Below are 18,957 nucleotides of genomic sequence, written 5' to 3'. Positions count from 1 at the left end.
TGCTTAGCTTGAGCGACGGCCTTGGCCGTTCTTATTTTCCTTTCGTATTCAGATGATGCCGGTACAGAGGAATCGATTCGCGCGTACCGTAGGAGTGCGATATGGTCGAGTAAGAGGGGTAAGTAAAAGAGCGGGGTGGCTCCGATGAACAAGATCGACCAGCTCGATCATCAGATTTCGCGTTCTGAAATCGAGGGGAGGACTGTTCCAGTTGCTGTAATTGGCGTTGGCTGCCGGTTTCCTGGATCAGTGAACAACGCGGACAACTACTGGCCCTTTTTACTTGAAAAAAGAACTGGTGTTGTCGAAATCCCGCGCGATCGCTGGAACATCGATGCGTTTTACGATGAAAATCCTGATGCGATCGGAAAAACCCGTTCCCGTTGGGGCGGTTTTCTCGACGACGTCTTCAGTTTCGACCCGACATTTTTCGACCTGTCGCCACGCGAGACCGCGGCCATGGATCCCCAGCAGCGGTTGCTGCTGCAGGTTGCCTATGAGGCTCTGCAGGATGGCGGGACCACCATACGCGATGCGCAGCGGCTACGCACCGGCGTGTTCGTCGGCATCTCGACGACCGACTTCGGCTACAGCCAGAAATACCGGCGCAACCACTCCGACATTTTTGCCGGCACCGGCGCGGCCATGTCCATCGCCGCCAACCGCATCTCCCACCGCTTCGACCTGACCGGGCCGAGCATGGCCGTCGACACGGCCTGCTCCTCCGCGCTCGTGGCGGTCGACCAGGCCGTCCGGCACCTGAGCATGGGCACCTGCGACCTGGCGCTCGCCGGCGGCGTGAACTGCATGCTCGATCCCGGTGTGTTCATTGCCTTCACCAAGGCGAACATGCTGTCGCTGACCGGCGAGATCTACACCTTCGATGCGCGGGCCAATGGCTTCGTGCGCGGCGAAGGCTGCGGCATGGTGCTGCTGAAGCCGCTGGCGCGCGCTCTGGCCGACCAGGACCGTATCTATGGCGTCATCCGCGGGTCAAGCGTGAACCAGGACGGCCGCACGCCCACCCTGACGGCGCCAAGCCAGGCCGCCCAGACCGCCATGCTCTTTGACCTGGTCGAACGGTCCGGGACGGATCCACGAGACGTGGGCTATATCGAGGCCCATGGCACGGGCACGCCGGTAGGCGATCCGATCGAAGCCCATTCGATCGGCAAGGTTTTCGGCCGGGAGCGGATCGATGATCCGATTTTCGTGGGGTCGGTGAAGCCCAATCTCGGCCATCTGGAATCCGCCTCAGGCATTGCCAGCCTGATCAAGGTGCTTCTGTCGGTCCGCAACGGCATCGTCCTCCCCAACCGCAATTTCGAAAAGCCCAACCCGCAGATCCCCTTCGATGCGCTGGGCATTCGCGTGCCGCAGGAGGCGCTGCCCTTCCCGGAGGCACACGGGAAGCGACTGGCCGCCATCAACTCCTTCGGGTTCGGCGGCACCAACGCCTCGGTCATGATCGAAAGCTGGGGCGATGCGGCCCGGCAGGCCATGCTGCACGTGACGGCGGCGGCAAAGCCGGCAAGTCCCTGGCCGCTGATGGTGCCGGTGTCCGCGGCATCGAAACCAATGCTCTCCGCATGGGCCAACGAGCTTGCCCGGTCGGTCGACAACGGGGTGCTGGCCGAGTGGCCGGTTGGCGCGATGGCCGGCCACCTGGCGCGCCATCGGGATCATCTGGCCGAGCGCGCCGTGCTCATCAACCAGGACGACAAGAGCCAGATGAGGGACGGCTTGCTGGCCTTGTCACGCGGAGGCGATGCCATCAGCACCGCCTCTTCCGCCAGCACGGCGATCATCACCGGACAAGCCAAGACCACCCGGCGCCTGGCCTTCGCCTTCTCCGGCCAGGGCGGACAATGGTGGGCCATGAGCCGCGACCTCCTAGAGAAGGAGCCGCGCTATCGGCAGACGGTCGAGGCCTTTGACGCGGTGCTGCGTCCGATTGCCGGCTGGTCGGTGATCGAGGAGATGCTGCGCGACGAGGACAAGACGCGCATCAATGATGCGGATGTGACGCAGGCCTCGATCTTTGCCAATCAGATCGCCCTGGCCGACTTGTGGATGGCCCGTGGGCTGGTGCCGGAGCTGTTCATTGGCCACAGCTTCGGCGAGGTGGCGACCTCCTATATCACCGGGGCCATCTCCATGGAGACGGCGGCGCGCATCATCCATGCGCGCGGCCAGATTCCCCACAATAGCGAGCGGCGCGGCGCGATGGCCGTCATCGGCCTCACCCTGGAGCAGCTCGAACCGCTGCTGCCGGCGGATGGATCGGCTGTGATCGCCGCCTTCAACGGACCAACCGCGCAGACCATCTCCGGCATGGAGCCAAGCGTCATCGCGGTGCTGAAGGAGGTTAACCGCCTCTATCCCGACGCGCTGGCGCGCAGGCTGACCATGGATTTCGGCTGGCACAGCGAGCACCTCGACGATTGCGAGGCAGCGTTCCGCGCGGCTGTGGGCAGCATCGAGTGGCAGGCGCCCTCCCATCCGGTGGTCTCGACGGTGACCGGCCGGCTGCACAGCAAGTTCGACCTGGATTATTGGTGGCGCAATCTTCGCGAGCCGGTCGCCTTCAAGAAGGCCATCGACTTCTGCCTCGACCTCGGCATTGACACCTTCCTCGAAATCGGGCCGCACCACACCCTGACGCCGCTCATCCGCGGCATTTCCCAGGAGCGGGGCAAGAGCGTTGCGGCCGTCGGCTCGCTCATGCGCGGCGACGATGATTTCATGACCATGAGCAAGGCCGCGGCCAATTTGCATGTGGTGGGCGTGCCCATGAACTGGTCGGTGCTTGCCCCGCAGCAGGGCGAGGAGGGCAAGCCCTTCCCGGCCTACCCTTGGGCCAAGGAGCGCTTCGACTATCTGCCGCTCGAGGCGCGTCAGATTCTGTTTGCCGGCAGTGCCCATCCGCTGCTCGGGCAGCGGGAAGCCGGACCCGAGCCCGCCTGGTCCAACGAGATCAGCCTCAAGAGCCACAAATATTTCGGCGATCACCGCGTCAGCGGCGACTGCCTGGTGCCGGCGGTGGCCTATGTGGAGATGATGGTGGCGGCCCTGCGCGAGCTGCACGGGCCGGGGCCGGTGGAAATCCGCGACATCCGCTTCCTGGAGGCGCTGTCGCTCGGCGCAGATGACACGGTGCTGCTGCGCACCAGCATCGATCCGGCCACCAGCCGCATCCGCATCTACAGTCTGCAGCGGGACAGCGACGACGGCTGGCGGCTGCGGTCGGAGGCCTATGGCTGGCGCCATGACTTCAAGCTTCGGCCTCGCCCGCTGGATCTCGGGCTGCTGTGGCAAGAGCCGGCGATCTCGCGCACCGACTTCTATGAGCTGACCAGCCGCCACGGCCTGGATTACGGCCCCACCTTCCGCAATATCGACAAGCTGTGGATTGCGGACGAAGACACGGCCATGTGCCGAATGGCGGTCGGCGAGAACGTGCCCGCCACCGGGTTCGTCGCGTTCCCCGGCCTGCTCGACAGCGTTCTGCAGTCCGGCATCGCCATCGACGACATGGACGCCGGGATTTGGGAGCCGGGCAAGCCCCTGGAGGACGTCGCCGGCAACGAGCATCGCTACAAGCTGAAGCTGCCGATCGGCGCCCGCAAGATCCTGGTGGCCGACCGGTTGCCGTCGGAAATCGTCACCACCTTCACGGCATTTCGCAAGGATTTTGCCGGTGACTACCGGGTCTATGGGATGGACGGAACGCCCTATCTGACGATCGAGGGCTTCACCACCAAGGCCTTGGGCAGCTCACAGCATGCGGGCGGCACGGCTGGCTCCGAGGCCGGGTTCCTCGAAGAGATCTTCGAGCCGGCCGAGGGCGGGCTGGGCCGGTTGACCAGCCCCCTGCAGCCGGGGGCGCCGAAGCGCTGGCTGCTGGTTGCGGATGAGCATTCCGATCTCGTTCCCCTTGTTGGCGGGCTTACCGATCTCGGCGCCATTGTCGAGAAGGTCGGGATCGACCGGTTCCAGGCCATGGACCTCGCCAGCGTCGCCGCGTTGATCGAGCAGAAGAGCGAAGAGGATCGGCCGCTGGCCGGCATCATTTTCGCCGCCGGAGCCGTTCCCACCGATGACATCGGCGAAACGACCGATACATCGGGAGTGGTGGGCGCGGTCGAGACGGTAACCACCGCGCTGGTCACCTTGGGCCAGGCACTCGACCGGCTGCGCTCGGCGTCACACCGGCCCCGGGTCGTGGTGCTCACCAGGCACGCCCAGCGCGTCCCCGTGGACGGGCCTATGCCGATTGCCGGCGTGGTCAGCAGCGCTCTCGTCGGCCTGACCAGAACGGTTGCCAATGAATGCCCGGAATTCGACGTTCGGCAGATCGATGTGGATACGCAAGCGCTGGCGAGCCCCGATCTCGCCGGCATCATCCTTGGGTCCGGCCCGGAGATCGAGATCGTGCTGCGCGGCGGACAGGCCTTTGTCGGTCGGGTTGAGCGGCGCGAACCTCAAGCCCTGACCCCGGCCAGGCGGACCATAGACACACGGCAAGACCCGTCGAACTACATGGTCACCATGTCGGCGCCGGGGGTGATCGATAATGTCGTCGTGCGCGAGGCTGCGACGCCCGAGCCGAAGCCGGGCGAAGTGGTGGTGGCCGTTGCCGCCGTCGGGCTCAATTTCCGCGACGTGATGGCGGCGACCAGCATCCTGCCCGATGAGCTCGAGGGCGAGGACGCCTGGTGGCGCAACCTCGGCCTCGAATTCGCCGGAACGGTGCACGCGGTGGGCGCAGGCGTTGAAGGGCTTGCGGTCGGCACCCGGGTGATGGGCATGGGCAAGGGCCTGATGCGGCGCTACGCCATCGTGCCCGCGGCAGCGCTCATGCCGGTGCCGGAAGACGTGGACCTCGTTTCCGCTGCCACGATGCCTGTGGGATTCATGACGGCCCATTACGCGCTGGATTGGATCGGCCGGCTGCGGCAGGGCGAGCGCGTGCTCATCCACCTCGCCACCGGCGGGGTGGGGCTCGCGGCGATCCAGGTGGCCCGCAACATCGGCGCGGAAATCCTGGCCACCGCCGGAAGCGACCAGAAGCGCGCCTATCTGCGCGATCTCAACATCACGCATGTCATGAATTCCCGAGCCCTCGAATTCGCCGGCGAGGTTCGGGAGGCCACCCATGGCCGCGGTGTGGACGTGGTGCTGAACGCGCTCTCCGGCGCTGGCATCGACAAGGGACTGGAATGCCTGGCGCCCTTTGGCCGCTTCGTCGAGATCGGCAAGCGCGACCTCGCCCAGGACAAGCCCGTGGGGCTCAAGTCACTCTATTACAACAACTCCTATTCCGTCATCGACCTCTCGACCCTGAGCGGCGAACGGCCGGACCTCCTGCGCAAGCTGCTCGACGAGATCTCCGACAAGATCATGAGTGGCGCCTACAGGCCTATTCCGTCCACGGTCTTCCCGGCTTCCCGCGCCGCGGAGGCCCTGGGCCTGCTGGCCAAGGGGCAGCATATCGGCAAGGTCGTCATCACCTTCGACGAGCCGCGGATCGATGTGGACCTGGATCTCGCAAGGCCCTTCCGACTGTCGCCCCATGCCAGCTATCTCGTCACCGGCGGCCTGCGCGGCTTCGGCGTATCGGTTGCCGATTGGATGAGCCGGCAAGGCGCCGGGCGCCTGCTGCTGGCCGGCCGCAAGGGTGAGGTCGATGCCGAGGCCCAGCCCGTCATCGAGGCGATCCGGGCGCGCGGCACCGAGGTGGTGCCCCTGGCGCTCGACGTTGCCGACCCCGCGGCGGTGCATGCCGTTGTCGCCGAATATGCGCGCGGGAACCGGCCGCTGCGCGGCATCATCCATGGCGCCGCGGTGATCGAGGATGGCTTCCTGCCGCAGCTGGACCGCGGCCAGATCGAGCGCGTGATCCGCCCCAAAGTGGCCGGTGCCTGGAACCTCCACCGCGCCGTGCTGGCCGAAGGTCTTTCGCTGGATTTCTTCGCGAGCTTCTCCTCCATCGCGCAGGTGATCGGCTCGTCCGGTCAGGGCAATTACACCGCGGCCAATTCGGTGCTCAATGCCATTGCCACCTTCCAGCGCAGCCGCGGCTTGCCCGGCGTGTCCATCGCCTGGGGCGCCATCGGCGGCAGCGGCTTCGTCTCGCGCTCTGAGGCGCTGACCAACTATCTTGAAAGCACGGGCATCAGGCTGGTGCCGCATGACCAGGCGGCGCAATCCCTGGCCTATGCGCTGCGGAACGCTCGGGAGAACGTGGCCTACGCAGCCGTCGACTGGGCGAAGGTTGCACGCACGGTGGCTGGCGCGCCCGCCAACCCGCGCTTGAAGCTGCTGTTTGCGCGCCGTGCCGCGGGCAATTCGCGGTTCCAGGCGGAACTGGTCACCGCGCCCCGCAGCGGATGGGAGGGCATGCTGGCCGATCTCATCCGCACGGAAGTGGCCAAGGTGTTGAAGGTCAAGCCGGCGGAGATTCCTGCCGACCGGAAGCTCAGCGAGCTTGGCCTCGACAGTCTCTCGTCGTTCGAGCTCAAGAACCGGATCGAGGCGCAGATCGACATCAACATTCCCGTGGCCAAATTCCTGCAGACGCCCACGGTCGCGGGGCTGTCGGTGGTGGTGGCGAATGCGTTCGAGGCGGTGCTGGCCACTCGTGCCGCAGCGGAAGCGCGCGCTTGCGCGGAAGGTGGGGAGATCGTGGCCGATGAGGCGGCCTTCCAGCCCCTGGCGCGGCAGCTCGCGGAGCTCAACAGGCCCGGTCTGCCGATGACCTCCCCCCTCGCGGCGGCGGAAATCCGCGTGTCGGAGCTTGCGCTGGACGCGACGGTGGAAACGGCCGCGGTGGCGGCGGCTTTGTCCGAGCTTGCCAGGCAGCAGGATGCCTTGCGGCTCGTGGGCAAGCGGCAGCTGGACGGCCGGCTCAGCATCGAGCTTGCTGCACCGCCTGCCTTGGAGATTGTGGCCAGCCCGGAGGGTCTCGAAGCGCCGGGCCAGGAAGGGGCGCTGTGGCGCTTCGGTCTGTGCACCGATGGGGATTGCCGAAACACACTCGTGGCCAAGGCGCAGCGAGCGGTGGCGGATGCGATCTCCCCCATGCTGGCCCTGCAGGCGATTGCCGACATGGTGCAGGGTCATGCGGCAGCGGAGGGGCCCGGCTTCGTCCATTACGCGACCATGAGCCGGTCGGGCGAGGGCAGCCCCGAGACAATACGGCACCTCTCCTTCTGGTCGGCAATCCTCGACGATGCGCCGCAGCTTTTGACCATGCCCCATCGTGGGCGGGCGGCAGCGCCAGCCGGCCTCGGCATGAACCGAGGTCCAGCCGGCCGGGCAACCGTTCTGGTCAAGCATCCCGCAGGCGCGGCGGTGAACGGGCACGAGGAGGAAGCAATATTCCTGTCCGCTTTCGTGCGCAGCCTTGCCCATGCCACGGGCACGGAATCCGTGCTCGTCGAACGGCATGACCCTGCGCGCCGCGGCCTGCCGCCCGGTGTCGTCGGACCCGTGGCCGACAGCTTTCCGGTGGTGGTGCACAACCTGCCGGACCAGCCTGGCGACGTTCTGCGCAGGATCTCACATGCGTTGAAGCTGGGGCTGAGCCACAGGCGCTTTGATACCGCTGACATAGAAGCGGCGCTGGAAAGCAAACTGCGCGCGGGCAACATCCATCTGCGGCAGATCGGCTTTGCCATGCTCCATCGCCATGACCGGGGAAGCGATAGGGTGGACGCGCTTCTCGATCAGCTCAGCGAGCCGTCCAATGAAATCCGGCTGGACGTGGTGCCGGTCGAGGGCGGCCACCATCTCGCCCTCACGGTCGATCTCGACGTGGTGGACCGGGCCTTCGCAGAGGTGCTGCTTGGCCGGATGGTCGATGAGCTGGCGGCATTGCGGGGCGCCGAGCAAGCCGGACCTGCCGCCGAGCCCGTCCACTGGACGGTGCCGCAGCGGCCGAGTCGCCTTCAGTCGGAGCCTGTGCCGGTGCAAGCCAAGACCGCCGGCGAGAGATCCGCGATGCGCGCCGGAGCGCGCGAGGTCCGCGTGTCCTCGAAACAGGCGTGGCTGCTGCGCACACTGCTCAAGCCCGACATCAGCACGTCATATGCTTCATTCTGGTGTCTCGGGCGAGCCATTCGCGTGCGGCCGCGAATCGACATAGCGCGCCTCGGCCGTGCTTACGACACGGTCGTCGGGCGCCATGAGTCTCTGAGAACCCGCTTCGAAGTCGATGGCGACCGCTTCCGAGCGTTAATCGATACGGCACCGCGCATTCCGATCGTGGTCGAGGATCTCAGCGATGCGGATGAGGCGGCACTCGATGCGCGCCTTTACGCCCTCGGCGAGAGGATCATCGATCCGTTCCGAGACCCGCTGTTTCAGCTGATGGTCTTGCGCCGGCGGGATAGCGACATCATCCATATCGCGGCCCATCATACGGTGGTGGACGGCTGGTCGCTCGGCCTCATCGTCGAGGAGATGATCGCGGCGTTCGTGGGCATGGTCCTGCCGCCCGTCGAGCTGGGTACGGAAGCAGCGATACCGCTCTATGATCCGGCCTCCATGCCGGAAGGCCGGCGAGCCGCGGAAGCCTATCTGCGCCAGCTCTATGCGGCGCCGATGCCGCCTTTGCCCCATCTGGGCCGCACGGCGCGAGGGCTCCCCGCCAATGTGGATCACATCCGCAGCGGCGAGGCCGGCGAGCTCGTCGCCGTGACCACGCCGTTTGGCCAGCAGCGGCTGCAGGATCGCGTGCGTGCCGCTGGCATCACCGAAAGCAGCTTGCTGATCGCGGCCGCCGCCCAGGTCTTGGCCAGGAAGGGTGGCGTAGACGAGATCATGATGTCGGTGCCCATTGCGATGCGCACGGACCGGCGGATGGCAAACTTCGTCGGCTTCGCGGCGGATCTTGCCCTGGTGCGGGCCGCCGTGCGCACCACACCCTCGACGGATCAGCTGGCCGCCGAGATGAGGACACAGCTCGATCGCTCGCTCGAGCACATGTCGTTCCTGGGCATGCTGGGTGGCACGCTTGGCGACGAGATCATCGCCGGCGGCTCCTATATGGCCCGGTACAATGCCGGCATGCAGACGGTGGAGCGGTGGGCAAAGGGCGCCTCCAGTTCGCCGCTGCAACGGCTTGGCGGCACGGGCGAGATCGACTTCGGCATCGTGAAGGTCTCGAATGTGGGACCGGCGCACATCCGCTCCCACACGATGTACGAGGTGGACATCAGAAGCTTCCAAGGCGCGGATGGACTGAGCTATCGTTTCGGCTATGACCGGCTATCCTTCACGCAGGCCGAAGCCTCCGCGATCTTTGCCGAGATCCTCGATCGAATGGGCCTGGAAGGAGATGCGATTGGGCCGATCGTCGCAACGAGCGAGACGAGCTGAGCGGTGCTGAAACCACCAGAACACTTCCGCCCGGCGCAGGACAGGCTCAGCGGGCGGGCGCGCATCGAGCCGCGTTCATACAGGGAACGCCTGCCGAAGGGGTTCTTCCGCGTCGCAGCCATGCTGCTGGTGGCCTGCTCCGGGACAGGGCTGCTCGCCGGCTGGTACCTCGTTCCAACCTCGGTTGATGCCCATGTGGTGCATCAGCGCATGATGGGCCTGGAGATGACCGGCCCCGGGCTTCTCGATGCGATCAACCGGGTGACGATCACCGCCCGGATTCAAGGCTTTCTCACGGCGATCAATGCCGACCGCAACGACAGGGTCACCACAGGCCAGGTGCTGGCGACGCTCGAATCCACCGATCTCGAGAACGAGCTGGCGGCGGCCAAGGCCACGGCGGAATCGACGCTGCGGGCGGTGGCGGAGGCGGAGAGCACGCGGGACCGGGCGAGCATCTCCTTCGACAAGGCGAAACGCGACTACGACCGGCGGCTGCCGCTGCTGAAATCCAAAACGGTGTCGGAAGCGGAATTTTCCGTGGTCGAGGCGGCCTACAAGGAGGCCGAGGCGGATCTGGTCCGGGCCGGGACCAGCGTGCAGCGAGCGCAGGCGGAGGCCGCTGCGGCCGCCGCCAATGTGAAGGTGCTGGAGGCACGGCTGGCGGAAGCCACCATCCGCTCGCCCCTAAACGGGGTCGTCGTGTTTCGGGAGCGCAATGTGGGCGACCTGCTGATGCCCGGCGCCGCGCTGATGCAGATCGTCGACCCGGCCACGATCATCGTTTCCGCGCGCTTCGACGAATCCGCCATGGGCGGCATAAAGCCTGGTCAGGATGCCCGGGTGACCTTCGCGTCGGAGCCAGGCCGCACTTTCGAGGGCAAGGTGTTGCGCCTCAGCCGCCAAGTCGACCAAGAGACCCGGGAGTTCACCGTCGATATAACCCTGAAGGAACTGCCCCGGAATTGGGCCATGGGCCAGCGCACCCATGTCACCGTCCTCGGCGCATCGACCACGACAGCCATCGCCGTCCCGCAAAATTACATCACGCGGCGGGACAACCGCGCCGGGGTGTGGGTCGACCGAGACGGGCGCGCCGTCTGGACGCCGGTCACGCTCGGCTATCTCAGCGGAACGGACGTGCAGATCACCCACGGCCTCAGTGAAGGCGATGCCGTGCTCGATCCCGAAGGCCGGTATCCTTACGAGCCTGTTTCACCGAGCAGGAAGACGCAGTGAACCTTGCGGCGAAAGACCTGCGGTTCAGCCCTGTGCGCTTCATCCTGACGGCGCTCGGCGTCGGCATGCTGCTCGGCGCCACCATGGGCATGATCGGCCTCTATCGCGGCATCGTCTATGAGGCGCTCCTGATCATCAACGATATCGGCGCCGACCTGTGGGTGGTGGAAGGCGGCCGCGGCGGTCCTTTCGCGGAGACATCGGCCGTCTCGGCAACGCTGGATCGCCGCGTGGAAGGGGTTCCGGGGGTCAAGTCCGTGCGCCGGTTCATCCAGTACAATCAGCAATATTCGTTCAACGGGAAGCCCCTGCGGCTTGCCGTCACCGGCATCGATTTCCCCAAGGACACCGGTAGCTGGATTCCGCTGATCGCCGGCCGGTATTTCTACTCCAGCCGCTACGAGGCCATCGCCGACCAGTCCACCGGCCTGCAGATGGGCGATGTGATTCGCCTTGGCCGCGACGACTACACCGTGGTCGGCATTTCGGTCGGCCAGGTGGACATGGCGGGCGACGGCATGTTTTTCGTCACCATACCGGATGCGCAAGCCATCAACCGGGTGCTGCCGAGCGAGGCGATTTTGCTGAACCGCGTCGCATCCGCCTTGAACCGCACCGGCTACAGCCAGGCCGGCAGCATCGGTGCGGTCATCGTGGAGGCTCGCCCCGGCATCGACCCGGAATCCATAAAGGAGCGGATCGAGCGGTGGGGTGACGTCTCGGTGCTCACCCGGGCGGACCAGCAGTCGCTGCTGCTGGACGGGCGGCTGTGGCGGCTGCGGGTCCAAATCCTGGCCTTCACGGCGATGACGCTGCTCGTGTCCGGCAGCGTGGTGGCCCTCACCATCTACACCATGACGCTGGAAAAAATTCCGCATATCGCGCTGCTGAAACTGATCGGCGCCAGAGACCGAACGATCGTTGGAATGATCGTTCAGCAGGCGATGATCATCGCCGGCGCCGGCTTTGCTCTGGCCATCGCGCTGTCGGTCACCGTATATCCGCACTTTCCGAGAACCGTGCTCCTCGAGGTGCCCGACCTTGCCGGCATCGGCGCCGTGCTCCTGGCCATCACACTGGTTGCCAGCTGGTTCGCCATCCGCCGCGCGCTCGTGGTGAGGGCGCAGGAGGTGCTGTCATGACGACGAGCTTTCAGCCCGGCGAGACGGTGATCGAGGTTCGCGGCGCGCAGAAGATTTACAAGAGCGGGGACCAGGAAGTCATTGCATTGGCGGACCTCAGCCTCGATCTGCGCGCGGGCGAGCTTACGGGCATCATGGGGCCGAGCGGCTCGGGCAAGACGACGTTCCTGATGATCGCGGGGCTTCTGGAGCCGCCCACGCGCGGCGAGGTTCTGTTCGCCGGCCAGGTGATCGCTGATCCCGGGACAAAGCCCAACACGTTGCGGGAGTTTCGCCGCTCGCATTTCGGCTATGTCTTCCAGAAGGCCAATCTCATTCCCTTTCTGACGGCGGCGGAAAACGTGCAGGTGGCCCTAGAGATCAGCGCGCGCTCGCGCAACTCCCGGCGCGAGGCCGTGGAGCTGCTCGATCAGCTCGGGATTGGCCACCGATGCGACAACTACCCCTCGCAGCTCTCCGGCGGCGAGCAGCAGCGGGTCTCCATCGCCCGCGCGCTTGCCAACGACCCCGTCCTGCTTCTTGCGGACGAGCCGACCGCCGCGCTGGACGGCCATCTCGGCCGTCACGTCATGCGACAGTTCCGGGAGCTTGCCGACCACCGCGGCGTGGCGGTCTGCGTCATCACCCACGACCCGCGCTGGATCGACCTGTTCGATCGGGTGGTCGAGATGAGCGACGGACGGATCGATGCCTGGATCTATCCCCGCGGTGGGTATGCGCGCGACATCCCTCTGCCGCCGCAACCGCCATTGAGAAGCCTCCGATGACCTCGAGGCTGGACGGGCGCGACGCGCATCTCTGGCAGTTCGAGACCACTTGCATTGGTGTTGAGCCGCTGCTCGGCTTGCTGACCGATGACGAGCAGGCGAGAGCCGAGCGCTTTCGCCGGGCCGAGGATCGGGCGCGGTTCGTCATCGGCCGCGCCATGCTGAGACAGCTTCTCGGGCGATATCTCGATCGGGCTCCGGGAGACATTCATCTGCACACGACCGATGGGGGAAAGCCGGTATTGCCGGACATGCCCCAGCTGAGCTTCAGCGTGTCGCATTCGGGCGGCCATGTCGTTCTCGCCCTTTCCCGAGCGGGGTCGGTCGGCATCGATGTCGAGCGGGTGCGGGACGTTGCTGATCTCGACAGCATGATCGGGCGCTGTTTCAGCACCAGGGAGCGGGCACTCATCGACGCGTCGGCGGGAAACGAGAGGCTGCTGGCATTCTTCCGTGCCTGGACCCGGAAGGAGGCCTTCCTGAAAATGCTCGGCACCGGCCTCGTGGACGCCCTGGATCAGATCGATTGCAGCCCCTGTGCGGACCGCACGCTGCAGGTCTCCGGCCCCCAGGGCTGCGCGCGGCTCGCATGGCACGAATACCAACCTTCGTTGGATCACATTGCCGCGCTGGTGTGCGAGAACCCGGACATTCGCGTGTCGCTGCACCGGCCCGGCTGGTTCGTTCCCCTTCTCTGACCCGCCCAGAGTACCGGCTGGACACTTCATTCCGCACTCCGTATGTCTGAGGCGATGCATCCTCGCCAGGCAATGGATCGGATGCTTGGCCTTCAGTCCTGTGACGTGGAATTCACCATGCAGCCAGCCTATGACGTCGTGATTGTCGGTGGGGGGGTCATTGGCAGCGCGGTCGCGTATTTCCTGTCCGCCAATGCGGATTTCGGCGGCAAGGTGGCTGTGGTGGAGCGCGATCCCTATTACACGGCCTCGTCGTCGTCGCTGTCCACAAGCGCGATCCGGCAGCAGTTCGGAACAAGACCCAATATCGAGATGTCCGCCTACAGCATCGCGTTTCTGCGCCAGGTCAAGGAGCGCCTCAGCGTGGACGGCTATGAGGCGGATATCGGCCTGAGAGAGCCCGGATACCTGATCCTGGGCGGAAAAGAAGATGTCGCCATCTTCGAGAGCCGGAACGCGGTGCAGAAAGCGTGCGGCTTCGATGCCGAACTGCTCAGCCCGGCAGAACTCGGCCAGCGCTACCCCTGGCTGAATACGGAGGATCTCGGCATAGGCTCATATGGTCCGGAAAAGGAAGGCTGGTTCGACGGCCCTGCCCTGCTGCAGGCGTTCAGGCGGAAGGCGCGGGCGCAAGGCGTGGAATACATCGCGGATACGGTTGTCGGGCTGGACATGGCGGCTCCGGGCCATATCGGCGCGGTTCAACTGGCCAGTGGAGGCCGGCTCGCGACCGGGATCGTCGTGAATGCAGCCGGCGCCTGGAGCGGCGGCATCGCGCGGATGGCAGGCATCGACCTGCCCGTGGTGCCCAGAAAGCGCTGCATCTTCGTGTTCGAGACCCCGGCCGAGATTGCGAGCTGTCCGTTCATCTTCGACACGAGCGGCACCGTCGTCCGGCCCGAGGGCCATCTCTATATCTGCGGGATCACGCCTCCGCGCGACAACGCGCCGGACGATTTCGGGCTCGATGTGGACTACGATCTATTCGACGAACTCATCTGGCCGGCGCTCGCCCACCGCGTGCCCGGTTTCGAGCAGCTTAGACTGTTGCGGGCGTGGGCGGGCCTGTACGAGTACAACACTTTCGACCACAGTGCCGTCATCGGGCGCCACCCCGAGGTGACGAACCTCATCCTCGCCACCGGATTCAGCGGCCACGGCATGATGCACTCGCCTGCAGCCGGAGCAGGCGTCAGCGAGCTGATTACCTACGGCGATTGTCGCTCGATCGATCTCACCCCGTTCGCGTTCGAACGGATTGCCGAGAACCGGCGGATCGAGGAGCACGTCTACTGAGACCTGCACTCCGCGGCTAGTTTACCTTTAATTAACCAAGGCGAGCCTAGCTTTAACCAGTCAGTAAGGATTCGCCTCTGTGAATTGCGCCACGCCCGTCCAGAAGAAATCCATACGCTTTCGAGCGCGCTCGTTCGTCGCCTTCGCACTCACGCCAGAGCCTCCTCTGACGGAGTGGCTGCGAGGGCTGGATCGCTGGACCGAGAACTCTCCGGGCTTCTTTACCCGCCGCCCGGTGGTGCTCGATCTGAACGTCCTGAAGCCGGCGAATGTCAGCGAGATCGAAGGTCTGATCTCTGAACTCGCGGAGCGCGGGATCCGGATCTATGCGATCGAGGCCTACGGCCTGGATGGCCTGGGGCCCGACCTGCCTCCGCTGCTCACCGGGGCGAAGGAAGCGAGCCTCGGCGGGCTGGACGTGCAGCCCGCGCAGAACGGAAAGGCTGCCTCGCCTGCCAGACCGGAAGAACGCCAAGATGCGCGTTCCCTGCTCATCAAGTCACCCGTCCGATCGGGGCAATCGGTGTTTCATCCTCATGGGGATGTGATCATCCTCGGCTCGGTCAGCTCCGGATCCGAGATCATCGCAGGGGGATCCATTCACGTCTATGGCGCGCTGCGGGGATGCGCCTTCGCCGGTGCGACGGGAAATGCGGAGGCGCGCATCTTCTGCCTGAAGAATGAAGCCGAGCTTCTGGCGGTGGACGGCTGGTACCGCACGGCGGAAGACATGGATTCATCCTCGCGCGGCAGACCGGTACAAGCCTTTCTCGAGAACGGCGTGATTTGGGTCGCCCCGCTCACGTAACAAGATTGGAGGCACGGATATGGGCAAAGTCGTTGTAGTCACATCCGGCAAGGGAGGCGTCGGCAAGACCACCTCCACTGCCGCACTCGGCGCGGCCCTGGCGCAGAACGGGAAGAGAGTTGCCCTCATCGACTTCGACATCGGTCTGCGCAATCTCGACCTGGTCATGGGCGCCGAGCGGCGGGTGGTGTTCGATCTCGTCAACGTCATCCAGGGCGTGGCGAAGCTCTCTCAGGCGCTGATCCGCGACAAACGGGTGGACACACTGTTCCTGCTCCCCGCCTCGCAAACACGCGACAAGGACGCGCTCACCGAGGAGGGCGTCGCCGATGTGATCGGCAGCCTGCGCGAAGTGTTCGACTACGTCTTCTGCGACAGCCCGGCGGGCATAGAGCGCGGCGCCCAGCTGGCGATGCGCTTCGCCGACGAGGCAGTGATCGTGACGAACCCGGAAGTGAGCTCCGTGCGGGATTCCGACCGCATCATCGGCCTGCTGGACGCCAAGACCTTGAAGGCCGAGCGCGGAGAGAGCGTCGGCAAGCACGTCCTCGTCACGCGCTATGACGCCGGGCGGGCGACGCGGGGCGAAATGCTCCGAATAGAGGATATCGTCGAGATCCTGTCCACGCCCCTCTTGGGGATCGTTCCGGAAAGCCAAGGGGTGCTCCGGGCCTCCAATATCGGCTCGCCGGTGACCCTCAGCGAGCCAAACAATCCGGCCGCATGCGCCTATCTCGATGCTGCAAGACGGCTTGAAGGCGAGGACCTGCCGCTCGTCCTGCCGCTGGAGAAGAAGGGCTTCCTCGGCCGTCTCCTGGGAAGGAGGGCAGCATGAACCTGTGGAACCTCTTCAAGCGCCGTGACAGCGCGCCCGTGGCCCGCGAGCGCCTGCAGCTGCTGCTCGCTTACGAACGCAGCAACAGAGACCAGCCCGACCTGATTGCCGTGCTGCACAAGGAGATCATGGCCGTGATCACCAAGCACGTCCAGGTCGACCATGACAATGTGCAGGTGACCATGGACCGTGGAGAAAAGGTATCGACGCTGGAAATCGATATCCAGATCCCCAATGCAGCCGCGATGGCTGTGGTCGCCCTCTAGGTGGCGAATGATGAGAGGCGGCACCGCCGCGGCAGCCGGGCAGCCGGGGGCGTGCGGCGCTTGTCCATTTTGGCGGGTGCTTCGGGGCGGTTCAGGCGGTTGTTCTCGTGAGATTTCTGCTCGACGGTCCTGTACATGGCGCAGCGACGCTGCTCCTTGCACATGGGGCAGGAGCGCCGATGGACTCGGCCTCGATGACTGCCGTCGCCAAGGCGCTGGCGGATGAAGGCTTGCGGGTGGCGCGGTTCGAGTTCGGCTATATGGCCGCGCGCCGCCAGGGGCAGCGAAAGCCGCCGCCACGCGCTGAGAGCCTGATGCCCGAATATGTTGCCGCCGCCGAGGCGCTCGGCGCGCCGGGCCCCTTGATCATCGGCGGGAAATCGATGGGCGGCCGCGTCGCGTCCATGGTGGCCGACGAGCTCTATGGCCAGGGGAAAATCGCGGGCCTGCTCTGCCTCGGCTATCCCTTTCACCCGCCCGGAAAACCAGCACAGTTGCGGACCGCCCATCTCCTGGCCCTCGAGACCCCTGCCCTGATCGTCCAGGGCACGCGCGATGAATTCGGCACGTATGAGGAGGTTGGCGCCTATAAGCTGTCGAACCGGATCGAGCTGCTATGGCTCGAGGATGGCGACCACGACTTGAGGCCGCGCAGAAGCATCTCCGGCTATTCCGCAGCCGACCACATGAGGACGATGGCGCGAGCGGTGAGGGCTTGGGTCGAGCGCATCGCTGCGCCGTGATTTCGCATCTATGCCAGTGGCTTGCGGATGATCATGTAGTATTCCGGATGTGGCACCGGCTGGTAGCCTGCCCGCTGGTAAACCGTCTGCGCATCCTTGGTGGCGAGCAGCCAGGTGCTGACGGTCGCGAGCGCCGGATGGTCGCGAATGGCGACGGCCAGCCAGGTGGCGAGGCCCTTGCCGCGGTGATCCGGGAGAACGAAGACGTCGCGAAGATAGGCGAACACCGCATAATCCGTAACGACACGCCCGAACCCCGCCATGGAGCCGTCGCGCGCATAGATGCCCATGGGGAGGGAGCCTTGCAGGGCACGCTCCAGAAGCGGCAGCGTCATGCCTTGCCCCCAGTAGGAGTCCTCGGCCAGGAATTTCAGAATGATCGCGAGGTCCAACCGGCGGCGGTCGGTGCTGAGGCAATAGCCATCCTTGTGCCATTCCTGCGGAGGCGGATCGGGTATCACGCGGCCAGCCTGTCCTTCACTTTGTAATAGGCACCGACGAAGGGCAGGAACCAGGGCGGACCAAAATGCCCGGGGATAGGCGGCCAGCTCAGATCGCGGTATGGGTTGGCCGAGGCATCGCCTTCGAGCATTCGGGCCAGGATCGTGCCCATGTGGGTGGCTGCCTGGACACCGCTGCCGCTATAGCCAAGCGAATAATACATGCCCTTGTATTCTCCCGCTCTCGCGAAGCGGTCGCGGGTCACCTCGATCATGCCGCCCCAGCAGTAGTCGAGCCGCACGTCGCGCAGCTTGGGGTAGATCTCGCGCATCTGCCCAGCGAGAATCCGGCCGCTCCGCAGATCGACCCGCGGACTTGAAACCGCAAACTGGGCGCGGCCGCCGAAGATCAGCCGGTTATCCGGCGAGATGCGGTAGTAATTGCCTAGGTTGCGGGCGACCGCCACGGTCCGATGCTTGGGAATGAGACGATCGACGGTGGACTGATCCAGGGGTTCGGTTGCGATCACGAAGCTGCCCACCGGCACGATGCGGCGGCGGAAATAGAAGAACGGCCCTTGCCGGGAAATGCCCGTGGCGATCACCACCTGTCCGGCTTCCATGCTGCCGCGTGGTGTGGTCACGCGATAGCGGCTGCCCGCGATGCGCTCGAGTTGGACGACGGGTGTGTGTTCATACAGGCGGGCACCCGCTCGCGCAGCGGCTTCCGCGAGCCCGACCCCGAACTTCCCGACATGGAGCATGGCGCTTCGGGGATAGATGATCCCGCCGTGAAACCGGTCGGAGCCGACCTCGGTGTGCAGATCGGCCTTGGCCACGGCGTAGACCTCGGGGTCGGCTTCGCGGTTGATGAGATCGACCGACCGCCGGAAATCATCGAAAGCGGCCGGAGAGACCGCGAGCTTCAGCTTGCCCACACGCCGAAACGCGCAATCGATGCCCTCCTCGCGCACGATGCGCTCCACCGTATCGACAGCCGCATTATAGGACTGGAAAATCTCGCGCGCCTTGTCCGGCCCGAGCAGGTCGCGCGCCTGCCGGTAATCATGCGCGAAGCCGGTGTTGCACTGTCCGCCATTGCGACCGGACGCAGCGGCCGCCACCACATCGGCTTCCAGGAGCACCACGCCGGCGCCGCGTTTGGCTGTTGCCAGTGCGCAGGACAGGCCGGTGAATCCGCCGCCAATCACCACGACGTCGGCCTTGTCCGGCAGCGGCTCCACGCAAGCGGAGCGGAAATCGGGCCGGGTATCCAGCCAATAGGGGACGGTCTTCATGTAGAGAATCCTGGTTGACAGCAGCCGCGTCGCGCGGATCG

General features: G+C 65.4%; 12 protein-coding genes. 10 read left to right on the top strand and 2 right to left on the bottom strand.

Annotated elements, in window-relative coordinates:
- The first annotated feature begins 144 nt into the window (after positions 1-144).
- The 10 genes from E4P09_RS18680 (at position 145) to E4P09_RS18635 (ending at position 17,178) form a co-directional block, all read left to right on the top strand.
- Complete coding sequence (locus E4P09_RS18680; protein ID WP_137391135.1) at positions 145-9,384, top strand: type I polyketide synthase; 9,240 nt, start codon at positions 145-147, stop codon at positions 9,382-9,384.
- A 3-nt stretch (positions 9,385-9,387) separates the two neighbouring features.
- Positions 9,388-10,623, top strand: coding sequence for an efflux RND transporter periplasmic adaptor subunit (locus E4P09_RS18675; protein WP_137391134.1), 1,236 nt, complete (start codon positions 9,388-9,390; stop codon positions 10,621-10,623).
- Positions 10,620-11,765, top strand: coding sequence for an ABC transporter permease (locus tag E4P09_RS18670; RefSeq protein ID WP_137391133.1), 1,146 nt, complete (start codon positions 10,620-10,622; stop codon positions 11,763-11,765). The genes E4P09_RS18675 and E4P09_RS18670 overlap by 4 nt, the downstream gene beginning before the upstream one ends.
- The gene (locus tag E4P09_RS18665; protein ID WP_137391132.1) at positions 11,762-12,532 is read left to right on the top strand and encodes an ABC transporter ATP-binding protein; all 771 of its coding nucleotides are present in this window, start codon (positions 11,762-11,764) and stop codon (positions 12,530-12,532) included. The genes E4P09_RS18670 and E4P09_RS18665 overlap by 4 nt, the downstream gene beginning before the upstream one ends.
- Entirely contained in the window at positions 12,529-13,230 is a 702-nt protein-coding gene (locus tag E4P09_RS18660) for a 4'-phosphopantetheinyl transferase family protein (RefSeq protein WP_137391131.1), read from the top strand. The genes E4P09_RS18665 and E4P09_RS18660 overlap by 4 nt, the downstream gene beginning before the upstream one ends.
- A gap of 117 nt (positions 13,231-13,347) precedes the next feature.
- Positions 13,348-14,526, top strand: a complete 1,179-nt coding sequence (locus tag E4P09_RS18655) for an NAD(P)/FAD-dependent oxidoreductase (RefSeq protein WP_137391130.1) — start codon at positions 13,348-13,350, stop codon at positions 14,524-14,526.
- A gap of 79 nt (positions 14,527-14,605) precedes the next feature.
- Positions 14,606-15,334 (top strand): septum site-determining protein MinC, encoded by a 729-nt coding sequence (gene minC / locus E4P09_RS18650; protein ID WP_137391129.1) that lies wholly within the window; start codon positions 14,606-14,608, stop codon positions 15,332-15,334.
- A 19-nt stretch (positions 15,335-15,353) separates the two neighbouring features.
- Entirely contained in the window at positions 15,354-16,169 is an 816-nt protein-coding gene (gene minD, locus E4P09_RS18645; RefSeq protein ID WP_137391128.1) for a septum site-determining protein MinD, read from the top strand.
- Entirely contained in the window at positions 16,166-16,435 is a 270-nt protein-coding gene (minE, locus tag E4P09_RS18640; protein ID WP_137391127.1) for a cell division topological specificity factor MinE, read from the top strand. The genes minD and minE overlap by 4 nt, the downstream gene beginning before the upstream one ends.
- A gap of 107 nt (positions 16,436-16,542) precedes the next feature.
- Positions 16,543-17,178 (top strand): alpha/beta hydrolase family protein, encoded by a 636-nt coding sequence (locus E4P09_RS18635; RefSeq protein WP_170984500.1) that lies wholly within the window; start codon positions 16,543-16,545, stop codon positions 17,176-17,178.
- A gap of 8 nt (positions 17,179-17,186) precedes the next feature.
- On the opposite strand, the gene E4P09_RS18630 is transcribed toward E4P09_RS18635, so the two are convergent.
- The gene (locus E4P09_RS18630) at positions 17,187-17,639 is read right to left on the bottom strand and encodes a GNAT family N-acetyltransferase (protein WP_137391125.1); all 453 of its coding nucleotides are present in this window, start codon (positions 17,637-17,639) and stop codon (positions 17,187-17,189) included.
- On the bottom strand, positions 17,636-18,916 hold the full coding sequence (locus tag E4P09_RS18625) for an NAD(P)/FAD-dependent oxidoreductase (RefSeq protein WP_137391124.1): 1,281 nt from the start codon (positions 18,914-18,916) through the stop codon (positions 17,636-17,638). Before E4P09_RS18625 ends, E4P09_RS18630 begins: the two co-directional genes overlap by 4 nt.
- Positions 18,917-18,957: the final 41 nt, after the last annotated feature.

Source organism: Rhodoligotrophos defluvii (genome assembly GCF_005281615.1).
Classification (GTDB): domain Bacteria; phylum Pseudomonadota; class Alphaproteobacteria; order Rhizobiales; family Im1; genus Rhodoligotrophos; species Rhodoligotrophos defluvii.
Note: the sequence above shows the minus strand (reverse complement) of the source record. Positions and strands in the feature narration are given on the sequence as shown.